This window comes from Flagellimonas lutimaris (assembly GCF_051494225.1).
Taxonomy (GTDB): domain Bacteria; phylum Bacteroidota; class Bacteroidia; order Flavobacteriales; family Flavobacteriaceae; genus Flagellimonas; species Flagellimonas lutimaris_A.
This window is the reverse complement of sequence record NZ_JBNPYE010000003.1, coordinates 103,087-118,960: the sequence shown is the minus strand read 5'-3', so window position 1 is coordinate 118,960 and position 15,874 is coordinate 103,087. Positions and strand designations below refer to the sequence as shown.

The window sequence follows — 15,874 nt, the reverse complement described above, 5'->3', positions numbered from 1 at the left end:
GCTTTACCCCTCTATAATGGAAGAAAGTTCGAACCAGCGTTCCGTTTTTTCCTCTATAGCATCCGTTACTTCTTTGAGTTCAATGGAAAGGTTGGCAATTTCGTCCCCATCCAATTGTGGGTCCGTGAATTTGTTTTGGAGCATAACCTTTTTTTCTTCCAACTTTTGAATGTCCTTTTCCAGTTGCTTGTATTCCTTTTGCTCCGAATAGGAAAGTTTACCACCGCTGGTGTCTCGCCAATTATTTTCCGTTTTTTCTGATTTCTCTGAAGAAGAAGTCTTGTTTTCTCGCTCCTCGATTACTTTACTGCTTTCATAGATTCGGTAATCGGAATAATTGCCAGGAAAGTCTTCAACAACGCCTTCGCCCCGGAACACAAATAAATGGTCCACAATTTTGTCCATAAAGTAACGGTCGTGAGAGACGACGATCAAACATCCTGGGAAATCCAATAGGAAGCTTTCCAGTACGTTCAGGGTAACAATATCCAAATCGTTAGTGGGTTCATCCAGAATCAGAAAATTCGGGTTTTGGATAAGCACGGTGCATAAATACAAACGTTTACGTTCCCCGCCACTCAATTTTTCAACAAAGTCATATTGCTTTTTTCGGTCAAAAAGGAAACGCTCCAATAATTGCTGGGCAGAGATTTGGCGTCCTTTTTTCAATGGAATGTAATCCCCGAACTCGCGGATAACATCAATTACTTTTTGACCTTCTTTAACTGGAATTCCCTTTTGGGTATAGTATCCGAATTTTACGGTATCGCCTACAACTACCTTTCCGCCTTCAACATTCTCTTGTTGCGTGAGGATATTTAAAAAAGTGGATTTTCCGGTCCCGTTTTTTCCTATAATGCCTACGCGTTCACCTTTGGTGAAGTTGTAATCGAACTTGTCCAGAATGGTTTTGTCCCCATAGGATTTGGAAATGTTATGAAGTTCCAAAATCTTGCTTCCCAAGCGTTCCATATTCAGTTCCAGCTGTACCTCATGCTCTTGGCGACGTTGGTGGGCACGTGCTTTTATTTCTGCAAAATCATCAATTCTTGATTTGGATTTTGTAGTACGTGCCTTGGGCTGTCGACGCATCCAATCCAATTCCTTTTTGTACAACATTTTCGATTTTTGCTGTTCTACAGCTTCACGTTCCATTCGGGCATCCTTTTCATTCAAGTAATAGGAATAATTGCCCTTGTAGGTGTAGAGTTGGTTGTTATCAAGCTCTAAAATCTCGTTGCACACCCTATCCAAAAAATAGCGGTCGTGCGTTACCATAAACAAAGTGATGCTCTCTTTGGCGAAATAAGCTTCCAGCCATTCGATCATTTCAAGATCTAAATGGTTGGTGGGCTCATCTAGAATTAGCAAGTCAGGCTTATTGAGCAGGGCATTGGCCAAAGCCAATCGTTTCTTTTGACCCCCCGAAAGCGTACTTACCTTGGCGTCGAGTTTGGAAAGCTGTAATTGAAAAAGAATCTGTTTGTATTGTGTTTCAAAATCCCAAGCATTAAGTCGGTCCATGGCCTCAAAGGCTTTTTGGTATTGGTCCGTATCCTCTGGGTTTTCTACAGCTTTTTCATAGGTGGCGATCACTTTTAGGATTTCATTGTCCGTAGTGAAAATGGTCTCCTCCACGGTCAAATTTGGGTTCAAGTCGGGTTCTTGCTCCAAAAATGAAATTTTGATACCTTTTCTGGTAGTCACTTGACCAGTCTCGGAGGTATCTTTCCCCGACATAATGTTGAGGATCGATGTTTTTCCACTTCCGTTCTTGGCGATTAGAGCTATCTTTTGGTCTTTGTTGATTCCAAATGAAATATCGGAGAAGAGCACCAGCTCCCCATACGATTTTGATATGTTTTCGACCGTTAATAAGTTCATGGGTATTGTTTGTGGGCCAGCCTATAATTTGGAATACTTGATCATGTACACGTATCGGATGGCCAGGGTCAAAAGTAGTGGAATAAGCACAGGAGAAAAAATCTGGACCTTAAATATCCAAAGCAAAAGCATGATTGCAATTAATCCTAGGGCAGACCATAAATATTTTGGTGTCCATAATGGTACTCTATCCTGAAATACAAAGGCAAAGGCAACTATCGTGTTTATTGGGAATGCCCATAAAATATTATAGTTGTACGGGGTAGAGGTGTGGTCTGCCGCCACCCAGAGGAGGAAAAGAAAGGTTCCGGCTAATCCTGATATAAATAATAGTGAAAAGTCCAACCAACGGCTACGTGTTTTGTGTTTGTAATCAAAATAGGTGATGATTCCAGTAAACGCCAATAGCAAAATGAACCAAAACAGTGGTGAGAGTGGGAAAAAACTCCTTTGAGTATGTTCGTTGTAATCCAAAATGGTACGTTCCCGTTTTACCAATGGTTTTCCGTTCAAAGTTGTATGTCGTAGTTGCTCCATGGCATAATAGGGCAAAAACATATGTTCCTGTACGGTGGCCTTTCTATCCACGGGCGATCCAAAAGCCAGGTCAATCCCAAACATGGACCATGTGTTTACATCCATAAATTGACGTACCAATTGGCGAAACGTATATTGTTTTTCGAGATGGGAGTCGTTAAAAACTATAGCGTCACCAAATTGTTCCAATAAAATATCACCTGTGATACTGGAGCAATTGTTCAATAAAGGGTCGTACAGGTAATCTCGATTTTCAGGTAAATAGTTTTCCTCAAAAAAAGCAAGAAGCTGGTTGCGTTGGTCCAAGCTGAGGTCTAGAATTTGTTCTTTCACCCATCTTTTTTCCAGTTCATATTCGTAGAGGAATGCCTCAAAACTCCTACGGGAAAGGGAATAGATCATTTTCCCCTTGGTGAAATTCAAATAGAAATTGGGTTGATTAAAATCGAAAGTACCGTAATTGTAAACTACATCAATTCCCAAAGCAGTATCCTGTACCCGAAAAGCCGTATGACCGAATGCGGAATACAGTTGGTCTCCTGCCGCACAAGTAAGCAAGCTTACTTTTGAGCTATTTGTGAGTTGCGGGGCTTGGGAGAAAAGAAAGTTCCCGATGATGAAGAAAAAAAATAAAAGATGGAGCTTTTGTCTCATTCTGATTTTTATCAGAGCAAATATCAGAATAAAAATGACTCAGTCGACCAAGGGTAGCCAACAGTTTATTTTTTCCCTTATTTTTACGAAAATCTAATTTCATGAAGTCCTATATTCCCAACTTTTTAACCTTGCTAAATGTATTAAGCGGTTGCATTGCCACGGTATTCGCGGTACTAAATCATTTGGAGTGGGCTGCACTTTTTGTGTTTATCGGGATTTTCTTTGACTTTTTTGATGGTTTGGCTGCCCGAGCCCTAAATGTTCAGAGTGAGATAGGGGTGCAACTGGATTCGTTGGCCGATGTGATTACTAGTGGTCTTGTTCCTGGAGTAGTCATGTTTCAACTACTGAGTATGGCAGAGCGTGGTGGTTGGAACCTTGGTTTCATTGGTCACGATGCGGAACTCACTTTGTTGCCTTTCGTTGGCTTCGCAATTACGTTGGCTTCGGCTTACCGCTTGGCCAAGTTTAATGTGGACGAAGATCAAGTATCGTCTTTTGTAGGGCTGCCTACACCAGCGAATGCTCTTTTGATTCTATCGTTGCCCATGATTCTTCTGTATCATAACAACGAAGTTCTGAACAATATAATCCTAAACCCATGGTTTTTGGTGATTTTAACGGTTGTGAGCTCTTATTTGTTAAATTCTCCCATCAAACTATTTGCTTTAAAGTTTAAAAACTGGAGTTTTAAGGACAATGGAATTCGTTACTTGTTTATAATCGGGAGTTTGGTATTGCTTTTAACGTTACGCTTTTTGGCAATACCTGTGATAATCCTGTTTTATGTTTTGGCTTCTTTATTAGTGCCTTCGGAAAAGTAGATTTAGAAATCCAATTTCTTTTTTCGTAGCTCAAAGTTTTGGCCCAAGTACACTTTTCTTACCATTTCGTCCACGGCAAGTTCCTCAGGAACACCAGCTTTTAAGATACCACCTTCGAACATAAGGTATGAGCGTTCGGTAATGGCCAAAGTTTCTTGTACGTTATGATCGGTAATCAAAATACCGATGTTTTTGTTCTTCAACTGTGCAACAATACGTTGAATGTCCTCTACCGCTACGGGGTCAACTCCCGCAAAGGGTTCATCCAACAGAATAAATTTTGGGTCGGTGGCCAATGCTCGGGCAATTTCAGTTCTACGTCGTTCTCCACCAGATAATAAATCTCCCCTGTTTTTTCGGATATGTCCCAGACCAAATTCATCGATCAGGGATTCCATTTTCATGTGTTGCTCTTTTTTGCTCAGTTTGGTGAGCTGCAAGACGCTGAGGATATTTTTTTCAATGCTGAGTTTTCGGAATACGGATGCTTCCTGCGCCAAATAGCCTATACCATTTTGTGCCCTTTTGTACATGGGGAAGCTGGTAATGTTCATATCATCCAGATAAATATTCCCACCGTTGGGTTTTATCAAACCCACAATCATGTAGAACGAAGTGGTTTTACCTGCTCCATTGGGACCTAAAAGTCCAACAATTTCACCTTGGTTTACCTCTAGGGATATGCCCTTAACAACTTTTCGGCCACGGTAGGCCTTCATTATATTTTCTGCGCGTAGCTTCATAGGAATTTGCCAAAACTAAACATATTCTTTTTCTGCGGTATGGTCTTTTGGTTTTTTTTAAGCCTCGTTTTCCTCCAAATCTTCCCAATACTCGTAGGCGCGACGCAAATGGGGTATTACAATGGTCCCACCAACCAAAGTTGCAATGCCTAGGGTTTCCATGATTTCTTCTTTATTGGCACCGGCTTCCTTGGAGCTTTCTAAATGGTATTTTACACAATCGTCGCAACGAAGTACAGCAGAGGCCACCAATCCCAAAAGTTCTTTCGTCTTTACATCTAGGGCGCCTTCCATATAGGCATTGGTGTCGAGGTTGAATATGCGTTTGATCAGCTTGTTGTTCTCAGCAAGCAGCTTATCGTTCATTTTGGCACGATAGGCATTGAACTCTTCTACTTTATTTGGCATTTTTTCTTGCTTTCTCTTTTCTTTCTTCTTGTTTAACTACCATTCTGGAGATAAAAATGCTTACCTGATACAGGATTAGCACGGGTATACACACAATAATTTGACTCGTTATATCCGGAGGTGTAATAATTGCGGATAATATCAGAATAATTACCAAGGCTATTTTTCTGTATTTCTTCAGGATTTCTGGGGTTACCAATCCAACTTTGGTCAAGAAGAAAATAACAATAGGCAACTCAAACATAATTCCGCAGGCAATAACGGATGCCCTTACGGTTCCGATATAGGAACCAAGATCAATTTCGTTCAATACTTCTTTACTGACTTGGTACGACCCCAAAAAGTTGATGGATAATGGAGCTACAATGTAATACCCGAACAGTACCCCAAGAAAGAACAATCCCGAGGCCGTAATAATGAAGCCCTTAGAATGTTTTCTTTCGTTCTCGTAAAGCCCAGGGCTGATGAATTTCCATAATTCATACAAAATATATGGGAAACCAAGAATGACTCCTGCCCAAATAGAGGTCCAGATATGTGCGGAGAACTGTCCGGCCATCAACCTACTCTGAATTGTAAACGGAATTGTATCGCCGCAGAATTCGGAGTCTATCCCGAAGAACTTCCCAATATTGCAAAAGAACTGATAGGTGGGAAAGTCCATATTTTTTGGACCGAACAATATCGTATCAAAAATAAAGCCCCTGAATACAAAGGCCATACAGGCAATAATAACAACCGCTAAGGTGGAACGCACCAAGTGCCAACGTAATTCTTCCAAATGGTCCAAAAAGGACATTTCATCTGGGCTTTTTCTTTCTTTTGTAGCCATTATAGGATTCCCTCGTTTATAAGGTTATGGATATGGACCACTCCAGCATAGGTATCGCCATCAAATGCCAATAATTGGGATATGCTCTTTTCCTGCAATAGCTTTAAGGCCTTGATAGCCAATTTATCCACGTCTATTGCCTTGGGGTTGGAGGTCATGATGTCCCTTGCTGTCAGCCCACTAATATTATCATATTTGCTCAACATTCTTCTAACATCGCCATCAGTAACAATTCCGACTACTTTTTCCTTATCCATTACCGCGGTAACGCCCAGCATTTTTTCGGATATTTCTATGATTACGTCTTTTACTTTGGCATTGATATCCACTTGTGGTTTTTGGTTGTTCACCACAATGTCGGCAACACGTAAATATAATTTTTTCCCCAAAGCTCCACCCGGATGGTATTTGGCAAAATCGGAACTACTGAATCCTTTCAGTTCCAATAAACATATGGCGAGTGCATCTCCCATAGCCATTTGGGCCGAAGTACTTGTTGTAGGAGCTAAATTGTTTGGGCAAGCCTCTTTTTCTACGTAAGTGTTGAGTGTAAAATCCGACTGTTTTGCCAATACGGATTCCATATTGCCAGTAATACCGATGAGCTTGTGGTTCGCAATTTTAATTAAGGGAAGCAAAGCTTTGATTTCTGGGGTATTTCCGCTCTTGGACAAGCAGATGACCACATCGTTCCGTTGGATGGTGCCCAAATCACCATGAATCGCGTCTGCAGCATGCATGAATATGGCCGGTGTTCCCGTAGAATTGAATGTTGCTACAATTTTAGAAGCAATTATGGCGCTTTTGCCCACGCCCGAAACAATAACCCTTCCGTCCGATTCTAAAATACACTGCACAGCGTGCGCAAATTGGTCATCTAACAGACCAATTAAATTAGCTATGGCCTTGCTTTCTATTTCAAGGGTCCTTTTTGCTATGGATAAAATTGACTTAGTGTCGTTCAAAGTAATTAACCGATTAACTGATTGTATTCCTAAAAGAATGTCTTATATTTAAGATTACAAAACTAATCAAACTATCTTTTACAGACTATTATGGAAGTGAGAATAGATTCTTCTGTAATTGAATAGTTAAAATAATAGCTTCAACTGCCTTTTAGGTTGCTTGTAATAAATTGAAAATGCGGAAATGAGCCTAATGAACACCGATTTGCATTCCTCGCTCAAAAAATATTTTGGTTTCTCAAAGTTTAAGGGATTACAAGAAGATGTAATCCAGAATATTCTTAGTGGTAACGACACTTTTGTGATTATGCCCACGGGAGGCGGGAAATCCCTTTGCTACCAATTGCCTGCACTTATGAAAGAAGGAACAGCGATTGTTGTTTCCCCTTTGATCGCTTTGATGAAAAACCAAGTTGATGCCATACGGGGAATATCCGAGCAACACGGCATTGCACATGTATTGAACTCTTCCTTGACCAAAACAGAGGTAAAGCAGGTTAAAGAGGATATCACTAATGGAGTAACCAAATTACTATATGTAGCACCGGAATCTTTGACAAAGGAAGAAAATGTAGATTTTCTAAGAAATGTAGAACTTTCCTTTGTTGCAGTAGATGAAGCCCACTGTATCTCAGAGTGGGGACATGATTTTAGACCGGAATACAGAAACCTTCGGGGGATTATTGATAGGTTGGGCGATAATATTCCAATTATTGGCCTTACCGCTACGGCAACGCCCAAGGTTCAGGAGGATATTATCAAAAATCTGGGAATGACGGATGCCAAAGTGTTCAAGGCATCGTTTAACCGACCCAATTTGTTTTACGAAGTGCGTCCAAAGACCAAAAATGTGGATGCCGACATTATCCGTTTTGTAAAACAAAATCAGGGTAAATCAGGTATTATTTATTGCTTGAGTAGAAAAAGAGTAGAGGAATTGGCCCAGGTGCTTCAGGTAAATGGGGTGAGTGCGGTTCCTTATCATGCAGGATTTGATGCCAAGACCCGTTCCAAATACCAAGACATGTTCTTGATGGAGGAGGTAGACGTGGTTGTGGCAACCATTGCTTTTGGAATGGGTATCGATAAACCCGATGTTCGATTCGTAATTCATCACGATATTCCAAAAAGTATTGAAAGTTACTACCAAGAAACCGGTCGTGCCGGTAGAGATGGAGGTGAGGGGCATTGTTTAGCCTATTACGCTTATAAGGATGTTGAAAAATTGGAAAAATTCATGTCCGGTAAACCTGTTGCGGAGCAAGAAATTGGAAATGCTTTATTACAGGAGATAGTAGCCTATGCAGAAACATCCATGTCACGAAGAAAATTTATACTGCATTATTTTGGTGAGGATTTCGATGAGGTAAATGGAGAGGGGGCCGATATGGACGATAATGCCAGAAACCCCAAGCCCAAAGTAGAGGCCCAAGAAGATGTGATAAAACTTTTGAGTGTGGTCAGGGATACCAAAGAAAAATTCAAGACCAAAGAAATCGTCAAGGTTTTGGTGGGTAAGACCAATGCCATGATAACTTCCCATAAAACAGATGAAAAAAGTTTTTTTGGAATAGGGAAGGATAAAGACAAGGAATTTTGGATGGCCTTGACACGACAAGTGTTGGTTGCGGGACTCCTGAAAAAGGAAATTGAACGATACGGTATTCTTCACTTAACCCAATTGGGAACAGAATATCTTGAAGATCCAAGGTCTTTTATGATGACGAAGGACCATGTTTATTCCAAGGATGACACCGGTAATATTGTTACTCCTGAAAAATCTGGCGGGGCTGTTGCGGATGAACAATTGTTGAAATTACTTCGGAACCTTCGAAAAAAAGAGGCGCAAAAAAGGGAGGTGCCTCCTTTTGTGGTCTTTCAAGATCCGTCTTTGGAAGATATGTCTCTTAAATATCCTATTACCATGCAAGAGCTTATCAACATTCAAGGTGTTGGTGAGGGTAAGGCAAATAAGTACGGAAAACCGTTTGTGGAGCTTATTTCCAAATATGTGGAGGAAAATGATATTGTTAGACCGGATGATCTTGTAGTTAAAAGTACAGGAGCCAATTCTGGTTTAAAACTATATGTGATTCAAAGTGTGGACAGAAAATTGGCTTTGGATGATATAGCCTCTGCCAAAGGCTTGGAGTTGAACGATTTGATCAAGGAGATGGAGCAAATCGTATTTAGTGGTACAAAGTTGAATATTGGTTATTGGATTGATGAAATCCTTGATGAGGACCAACAAGAAGAAATCCACGACTACTTTTTGGAAGCGGATTCCGATTCTATTTCTGCCGCAATTGACGAGTTTGAGGGCGACTACGAGGATGAAGAACTTCGCCTGTACCGCCTAAAATTTATAAGTGAAGTGGCGAATTAAAATTCGCCACTCAATTCTCCTGTTGTAATTGCTGCTATTATCAATCCAAAATAAAGGATGAACAGCACCAAAGAAACCAAAGACAAGCCCAATCCGATATAGGATAATATTTTGCCGGTCTTCACATTGCTATAATCTGTATAATTTTCTGGATTTTGTTGGTATAATTGCGTGGCTGTCTTTGCCTTCACCAATCCGATGATACTAAATATAACACCAAATGGACCACAGCATAACAAGGTGCCTACAATGGAGAGTATCCCCATTGTCAACACGGTGCTTGCCCCAGGTAAGGGTTGTTGGCTCATAGTATTGTTTTATTGATATTGTTTCATCATTTCATTGACTTTTTCCATATAGCCTTCCCAGCCTCCCATTTGATTGATGGACCAGAATGTATAAAGTAAATAAAGAGCTCCAATGACCATACCAATGATGGCTAAAATTTTCACAGTCTTCAGTGTGCTGTAGTTTTTATATAAATCTGGATTTTCTGCATATGTCTTTTCATCTTTTTTGGTCAGAAAAAAGGCAATACCACCTAGAATAAGACCAGGTGCTCCTCCAAAACAACAGCAGAGGAATGATAGAATTGCCAGTATCATGGCAATAGTTACATTGGGAAGATTTTTTTGTTCCATGGTTAAAAATGTTTAGTGTATAAATTTGAAAATATAATTTATTAAAATTAAGGCCACAGTGGCTATGCCCAAACCGGTAATCAAACGGTTATCAACTTTTAAATTGAAAATTTTGTTGCCAATGATCAAAGCAAAAAGCGGTAATATGGTATAAATGGCCGGATACATCTGAAACGCAGCCAAGAATTGACCATGTAACAATAAGTCTACCGAGCGTTGCATGCCACACCCAGGACAATCCACTCCAAGGAGTTGTTTATTGAGGCAGGGTAACATATAGTCCTTCAAATTGATCGCGTAAATGGCTGGTATTAGGTTCATCTTAGTCTGTAGTAGCCGAAAAATACTATTATTTTTGTATTCAGGTTTAATTTTTCACATCATTTTTTAGGACAGAAATTAATTATGGGCAAATTTTCGATTGGGGATAGGGCCGAGGTATTGGATGAGGCGATATCAGGAATCATACAAAAAGTGGACGGTGACTATGTGACCTTAATGACAGATGATGGTTTTCCCATGCATTATTCTGCCAATGACCTTGTAAGGATTGAAGGGGATATTTCCGTTACCAATTTTGAGGTCGCCCAAGTAAAAAAAGAAAAGGAACTACCAAAGAAAAGAAAAGCACCTGCTGTAAAACCGAAAGAACGGAATACCCCCAAAATGGAAGTGGACCTTCATATTCACCAATTGGTGAAATCGAGTAAGGGAATGAGTAATTACGATATACTCAATGTTCAATTGGAGACGGCAAAAAGGCAATTGGATTTTGCCATAAGAAAACGTATTCAAAAAGCAGTGTTTATCCACGGGGTGGGAGAAGGTATCTTAAAAGAAGAGCTGCACTATTTGTTTAAAAAGTACGATAACGTAAAATTCTACGATGCCGATTACCAGAAATATGGTTTAGGGGCCACCGAGGTTTACATTTACCAGAACAGTTAGTTGGGAACATTGGTGGTTACCTCACCAAAATTATTTATTCGGAGATTGGTAATACGTTGTCCGCTCTCCGTTACAAACGAGATTCCACCAAGGCTAATGGTATGAACAAATTTAGTGCTGTCATCTGGGTTGACAACGGTTTCTACTATAACCTGACCGTCTTCGGCCTCCACATTTTGGATGACCACTGGTTGAACGGGTGGGATGTTGTCACAAAAATAACCTTTGTCCACTCCATCAGAAAAAATTCGGTAGGTGAGTTGGGATTGGTTGGGCACTGAGCTTTCGGTAATAACTGTTTCTCCAACTACGCCATTGTTTAGGACACCACTCTGAAGTTCTAGAATAAGTGTTTCACTTTGATTTATTTTAAATAACAAATTGGTGGATGTTGGGACAGGTGAACTGCAAAACTGAGCAGGGGCACTGTCAAAGTCAATGGTCTCTATCTCTAAATCACCATCGCTACATGAAAAGAATGATACCAGACTAAAGCTAAAGATTGAAAAGATAATTTTCTTCATGCGCCAAATTTAACGTAATTCCATTTTAATACCCCAATACTAGGGTGCACTTTAAAAGAAATTAACTTTATTTCCCGTATTTTTGCATCTGTTAAAAAAGTGAACTCAGCCATGCAAAAAGTGTATCTGGATAATGCTGCAACCACGCAGGTAAGGGACGAGGTAATAAAGCGAATGCAAGAGGCTCTTGCAGAACATTACGGTAACCCATCATCTACCCATAGTTTTGGGAGGTCGGCGAAAACCGCTGTTGAACAAGCAAGAAAAACTATTGCCAAAACCTTAAATGCTCAACCTTCTGAAATCATCTTTACTTCGGGAGGAACAGAAGCTGACAACATGATTTTAAGATGCGCTGTGAGAGATTTGGGGGTTGAGACCATCATTACGTCCAAAATAGAGCACCATGCCGTACTGCATACCGTGGAAGAACTCGAAAAGGAGTATGGTATCAATGTTTGGTACGTGGACTTGGATGAGTTTGGCAATCCTAGCCTTGCACATTTGGAAGAATTGCTCAAAAAGGACGATTCCAAAAAATTGGTGAGCTTAATGCATGTGAACAACGAGATTGGCAATATAACTGATATCGTTGCCGTTGGTGAACTTTGTAAAGAAAACAACGCACTTTTTCATTCCGATACCGTTCAGTCCATAGGGCACTATCCTTGGGACGTACAAAGTATCAATATTGATTTTATGACAGCAGCGGCTCATAAATTCCATGGACCCAAAGGAATCGGATTTGCCTTTATCCGCAAAAATTCTGGATTGAAACCATTGATTGTTGGTGGGGCGCAAGAAAGAGGTTTTAGGGCCGGAACCGAGCCTTTCCATAATATTGTTGGTTTGGAAGAGGCTTTTGTGAAGGCTTACGAACATCTGGAAGAAGAGACTCAAACCGTAAAAGAGCTCAAAAAACATTTTTTGGAAAAAATTGAGCAAGAACTCCCTGAAGCAGTTTGCAATGGACTTTCTGGCGATTTGGAAAAGAGTACTTATACCTTGACCAATATTCGCTTGCCTTTTGACAAACAAAAAGGATTGATGCTGTTGTTCCACTTAGATATGAAGGGAATTGCCTGTTCCAAAGGAAGTGCTTGCCAATCAGGAAGCGACCAAGGGTCACATGTACTTAATGAAGTTTTATCGGGAGAGGAATTGGAAAAACCTAGTTTACGCTTTTCTTTCTCCATGTACAACACCAAGGAGGAACTGGACTATGCTGTTGAGGTTTTAAAAGAGTTTGCGAACAGTTAATCAGTTTCTGTTCCTTCTTTTTTCTCTGTCGTATGGAAATTTTCTAGAAGCGGTCTTCATCATTTTATCGATGAGCTCTGTCGTGTTTTTACCCGTTTTCTTGGAGATTTCATTTTCATACTTCCAAAGTAGTTTTCCTGTTTCACCATCGCTTATTTTGACACCTATTCTGCCATAATTGGCATTTCCACTGAAGTAATCCAAAATACTAAAATCGGTGGGCACACCTTTGGAAAGTAAAATGTTAAGATTTAGGTTGCCGCTAATTATTCCATCAACTTCCAATATTTCGCACAACTTTTGTGTAGTAAAGGTGTCTATATTGTTGTAATCGATATTATTTTGAGCTAGAATAGCATTGGTATTATTGATGTTCTGGAAATCCACATTGAATTTTTTCCGTTTTTTCCGTTTGGAAAAATAAGTTTCCAATGCATTTTGAACGGCATAGCCTTCCTTTTTGGCCAAAACCTTTAACTCATCCCTGTCCACTGCCTTTTTAAGTTCCAAGTGTGCAATAAAAGGAACAATGGCCAAAACCTCGTGATTGTCCGTAAGCTCATCAAACCGAATGTTTTCATAGATGTTCTTTTGTGCAGACACCATGCCAGTGGCCAAAAGAATAAAAACGAAGACAACTTTTTTCATTAATCTATTTTTTGTTTAACAATCTTGGTTTTATGGCTTCAGTTTACAAAAGTTATGGTTGATTGGATAATGTATAAAAAATGATTCATTGGAAGTACCCAATTTTCGTTTGCAAAAATAAGCCTATTTCCTGAAAAACGTAGCAGTATAGGTTGTTGAGTTTCCAACATTGTCCTTTACTGTAACTTTTAAATCACATTCGGTTTCGTTGGTAATGTTATCCCCAAAATCGTAGGTTATGGTATTTGTCTTTGGCTCGTATTCCATCAGGATCCATTTACCGTTCAGGGTGGCTGAATAGGAATCAATGCCACTAAGGTCGTCCGAAATGGTGAGGCTCAAATAACTATAGTTGCTCAACCATTGTTTTTCTTTAAAGTTCTTTGGTTTTATTTCCGGAGCAATACTATCCTTTACCAAAGTATAGGTGCCCAATGTACGTGTTCTAGTGGTAAAGGAGCCATCTCTTTTATATGTTTTGGAATAAGATGGCCTTGATTTACTATCTAAATGGGCAATAAACATTTGTTTTCTATCCTCTGCTGAATATTTCGAGGGATCAAAACTAATAGTGAAGTTTCGGTGTGCCGCCACACTATTGTCATGTATGGTAATGGTATCGCTGCCCTTTTCCAAATTGATAAAGAAATCCTCGTAGAATGTGCTCGCCGGGAAATATACCTTGGCCGCGCCTAGGTCAAAATTATTGGGCTTATCTGCGATCACAAAGTTTTCGGTGGTTTTATCAATTTTGCTAATTTTCTCTTCCTCACGTTTTCCTTCAATGGGAATAATGAGCTTTGTAGTGTTTCCAGCCACATCGGAAATAAGTAATTCCACGTTGTAGGACATCCCTTCTTCCACTTTGATTTTTCCATCGTTGTAGAGCGATTTGTATATGCTCAAATGGTTGTAGGGTTCTCTAAAACATTTTTGTATACGCTGCCTGTTGTCGTAAAAATGGGCGTAATCGATAAGGGTGTTAATGTAGCGTGTTTCCCCAAAGGAAAAGGACTCAAAATCCAGCTCCGAATAAACCCTGCCGTTTACAGTTTGTTTAATGGCATAAACACCATTTTTGTTGGCGGCCATGTCTAAACGATCAAAGCTGTTTATGCCAAATCCGATGGTGCCCACAGCGGTCACCTTGTCAGCTAAAAAAGAACCATCTTTCTGCTTAGTGTAGTTTAGTTGAATTTTCTCTGCGCTCTGATTTATTAAAGCACCTTCGGATAAAGGGTAGCCGTATAGTCCCGATAAGGTTGGGTCCGTTGCATCCCTTACATCATACCCGTAAAGAAGGGGGTTGGTGGGCTTTCCGCTTACACTGTTACGTATTTCAAAATGTAGATGGGGACCCGCGGAACTACCTGTGTTTCCCGAGTAAGCAATGGTGCTGTCTTGAGTCACTTTAAGTTCTCCGTAATCGGGGAACATTTCCACTTCGTAGGATTGCTTCTCGTACTGGACTTTTTTTACGTACTCTTCTATTTCTGGGCCAAATTTTTTAAGGTGCGCATATACTGATGTGTACCCGTTTGGGTGAGCTATGTACAAAGCTTTTCCATACCCCCAATGTGAGACTTTGATGCGTGTCACGGTGCCATCGCCAATGGCGAAAACAGGTAACCCCTCCCGTTGTTGGGTCTTAATGTCCATACCTGAATGGAAGTGGTTAGAACGCAATTCACCAAATGTGCCGGCTAAAACCAAAGGAATCTCCAAAGGGGGGCGAAATGTATCTTGGGGGTATTTTTTCTGTGCAGGTAACTGTAATGCAATCAAAAAAAGGACTAAAAAAAAGTTGCAACGCATATAAAAATCAATAGTTCCTTACGAAAGTAACCAATGTTTTGTTTTGAGAAAAAGATTTAAGATGCTCCTTTGTGGCTTTAAGCATAGCTTTAAGAATAAATCCCAAAAGTATTGCGAGGTTGCACTAGGTTGGTTAACTTTGTGTAATACGTATTGTTGTTTGCATATATGAGCGAACTTGTTGAGATTGTGGATTCTTTAGAGAACAAGGTGAGTAAACTGCTGCACAAAATGGAGCTGTTGTACCAACTCAATGCCAAGTTAAAACAGGAATTGAAACTACTGGAGGAAGAAAACGAACTTAAAGAGAATGCTCTAAATGAATGGGAGGAAAAATATAACTCCCTTAAAATGGCAAGCACAATGCTGGGTAGTAATACAAGCAAAACAGAAGCTAAGCTCAAAATAAATACATTGATTCGCGAACTTGATGTTTGCATAGCCAAGTTGGCGGATTAACTGGTACCGAAATTATGGACGAGAAGCTCAAAATAAAGCTTTCCATTGCCGATAGGGTATATCCTTTAACGATAGACCCAAAGCAGGAAGAAGGGTTGCGAAAAGCAGCCAAGAACATAGAGAATTTGGCAAAAAAGTTTGAGCAAAACTATGCCGTTCGGGATAAGCAGGATGTTTTGGCCATGTGTGCCTTACAATTTGCTTCCAAGATTGAGCAAGGCGGAATAGACCGTTCAGAAAACGCGGAGGCCGCCATGCAGCGCCTTAGAGCATTGGATGAATTGGTTCATTCCAAATTGGGGGAATAAGTTCTTTTAAATAAAATATTGTTACTGCCCACATT

General features: G+C 40.1%; 18 protein-coding genes. 6 read left to right on the top strand and 12 right to left on the bottom strand.

Going from position 1 to position 15,874, the window contains the following annotated elements; translation table 11 throughout:
- Window positions 1-3: 3 nt before the first annotated feature.
- Window positions 4-1,884: an ABC-F family ATP-binding cassette domain-containing protein gene (locus ACQQ5U_RS08790; RefSeq protein WP_437396815.1), complete on the bottom strand. Its 1,881-nt coding sequence runs from the start codon at window positions 1,882-1,884 to the stop codon at window positions 4-6.
- A gap of 21 nt (window positions 1,885-1,905) precedes the next feature.
- Window positions 1,906-3,075 (bottom strand): lipoprotein N-acyltransferase Lnb domain-containing protein, encoded by a 1,170-nt coding sequence (locus tag ACQQ5U_RS08785; protein ID WP_437396814.1) that lies wholly within the window; start codon window positions 3,073-3,075, stop codon window positions 1,906-1,908.
- Between the two features lie 101 nt (window positions 3,076-3,176).
- Between ACQQ5U_RS08785 and ACQQ5U_RS08780 the strand changes: the two genes are divergently transcribed.
- Window positions 3,177-3,902 carry a CDP-alcohol phosphatidyltransferase family protein gene (locus ACQQ5U_RS08780; protein WP_437396812.1) on the top strand — a complete coding sequence of 242 codons (726 nt, stop codon included), beginning with the start codon at window positions 3,177-3,179 and terminating at the stop codon, window positions 3,900-3,902.
- A gap of 2 nt (window positions 3,903-3,904) precedes the next feature.
- Here the strand turns inward: ACQQ5U_RS08780 and lptB are convergent, their stop codons facing one another.
- Genes lptB through ACQQ5U_RS08760 form a run of 4 tightly spaced genes read right to left on the bottom strand, consistent with a single transcriptional unit; the run spans window position 3,905 to window position 6,850 of the window.
- On the bottom strand, window positions 3,905-4,645 hold the full coding sequence (gene lptB, locus ACQQ5U_RS08775) for an LPS export ABC transporter ATP-binding protein (protein ID WP_437396811.1): 741 nt from the start codon (window positions 4,643-4,645) through the stop codon (window positions 3,905-3,907).
- A gap of 57 nt (window positions 4,646-4,702) precedes the next feature.
- A complete protein-coding gene (locus tag ACQQ5U_RS08770; RefSeq protein WP_437396809.1) occupies window positions 4,703-5,053 on the bottom strand; it encodes a carboxymuconolactone decarboxylase family protein in 351 nt (116 codons plus the stop codon).
- Window positions 5,043-5,885 carry a twin-arginine translocase subunit TatC gene (gene tatC, locus ACQQ5U_RS08765; protein WP_437396808.1) on the bottom strand — a complete coding sequence of 281 codons (843 nt, stop codon included), beginning with the start codon at window positions 5,883-5,885 and terminating at the stop codon, window positions 5,043-5,045. The genes ACQQ5U_RS08770 and tatC overlap by 11 nt, the downstream gene beginning before the upstream one ends.
- Window positions 5,885-6,850, bottom strand: a complete 966-nt coding sequence (locus tag ACQQ5U_RS08760) for a KpsF/GutQ family sugar-phosphate isomerase (RefSeq protein ID WP_437396807.1) — start codon at window positions 6,848-6,850, stop codon at window positions 5,885-5,887. The genes tatC and ACQQ5U_RS08760 overlap by 1 nt, the downstream gene beginning before the upstream one ends.
- A 184-nt stretch (window positions 6,851-7,034) precedes the next feature.
- On the opposite strand from ACQQ5U_RS08760, the gene recQ reads away from it, so the two are divergent.
- Window positions 7,035-9,236, top strand: a complete 2,202-nt coding sequence (gene recQ, locus ACQQ5U_RS08755) for a DNA helicase RecQ (protein ID WP_437396805.1) — start codon at window positions 7,035-7,037, stop codon at window positions 9,234-9,236.
- On the opposite strand, the gene ACQQ5U_RS08750 is transcribed toward recQ, so the two are convergent.
- Genes ACQQ5U_RS08750 through ACQQ5U_RS08740 form a run of 3 tightly spaced genes read right to left on the bottom strand, consistent with a single transcriptional unit; the run spans window position 9,233 to window position 10,198 of the window.
- Entirely contained in the window at window positions 9,233-9,544 is a 312-nt protein-coding gene (locus tag ACQQ5U_RS08750; protein WP_437396803.1) for a CCC motif membrane protein, read from the bottom strand. The two genes, recQ and ACQQ5U_RS08750, sit on opposite strands and share 4 nt — an antisense overlap.
- Window positions 9,545-9,553: 9 nt before the next feature.
- Window positions 9,554-9,877, bottom strand: a complete 324-nt coding sequence (locus ACQQ5U_RS08745) for a CCC motif membrane protein (RefSeq protein ID WP_437396801.1) — start codon at window positions 9,875-9,877, stop codon at window positions 9,554-9,556.
- Window positions 9,878-9,889: 12 nt separating this feature from the next.
- Window positions 9,890-10,198: a DUF2752 domain-containing protein gene (locus ACQQ5U_RS08740; RefSeq protein ID WP_437396800.1), complete on the bottom strand. Its 309-nt coding sequence runs from the start codon at window positions 10,196-10,198 to the stop codon at window positions 9,890-9,892.
- Window positions 10,199-10,282: 84 nt separating this feature from the next.
- Here ACQQ5U_RS08740 and ACQQ5U_RS08735 point away from each other — a divergent pair, with 84 nt between their 5' ends.
- Entirely contained in the window at window positions 10,283-10,825 is a 543-nt protein-coding gene (locus ACQQ5U_RS08735; protein WP_437396798.1) for a Smr/MutS family protein, read from the top strand.
- Here the strand turns inward: ACQQ5U_RS08735 and ACQQ5U_RS08730 are convergent.
- Window positions 10,822-11,349 (bottom strand): hypothetical protein, encoded by a 528-nt coding sequence (locus tag ACQQ5U_RS08730; RefSeq protein WP_437396796.1) that lies wholly within the window; start codon window positions 11,347-11,349, stop codon window positions 10,822-10,824. The two genes, ACQQ5U_RS08735 and ACQQ5U_RS08730, sit on opposite strands and share 4 nt — an antisense overlap.
- A gap of 111 nt (window positions 11,350-11,460) precedes the next feature.
- Between ACQQ5U_RS08730 and ACQQ5U_RS08725 the strand changes: the two genes are divergently transcribed.
- A complete protein-coding gene (locus ACQQ5U_RS08725; RefSeq protein ID WP_437396794.1) occupies window positions 11,461-12,609 on the top strand; it encodes a cysteine desulfurase family protein in 1,149 nt (382 codons plus the stop codon).
- On the opposite strand, the gene ACQQ5U_RS08720 is transcribed toward ACQQ5U_RS08725, so the two are convergent.
- Window positions 12,610-13,257: a hypothetical protein gene (locus ACQQ5U_RS08720; RefSeq protein ID WP_437396792.1), complete on the bottom strand. Its 648-nt coding sequence runs from the start codon at window positions 13,255-13,257 to the stop codon at window positions 12,610-12,612.
- 123 nt (window positions 13,258-13,380) lie between these two features.
- Window positions 13,381-15,072: a M23 family metallopeptidase gene (locus ACQQ5U_RS08715; RefSeq protein WP_437396791.1), complete on the bottom strand. Its 1,692-nt coding sequence runs from the start codon at window positions 15,070-15,072 to the stop codon at window positions 13,381-13,383.
- A gap of 168 nt (window positions 15,073-15,240) precedes the next feature.
- On the opposite strand from ACQQ5U_RS08715, the gene ACQQ5U_RS08710 reads away from it, so the two are divergent.
- Window positions 15,241-15,531, top strand: coding sequence for a hypothetical protein (locus tag ACQQ5U_RS08710; RefSeq protein WP_437396790.1), 291 nt, complete (start codon window positions 15,241-15,243; stop codon window positions 15,529-15,531).
- 14 nt (window positions 15,532-15,545) lie between these two features.
- The gene (locus ACQQ5U_RS08705) at window positions 15,546-15,839 is read left to right on the top strand and encodes a cell division protein ZapA (protein WP_014031631.1); all 294 of its coding nucleotides are present in this window, start codon (window positions 15,546-15,548) and stop codon (window positions 15,837-15,839) included.
- Window positions 15,840-15,874 lie beyond the last annotated feature (35 nt).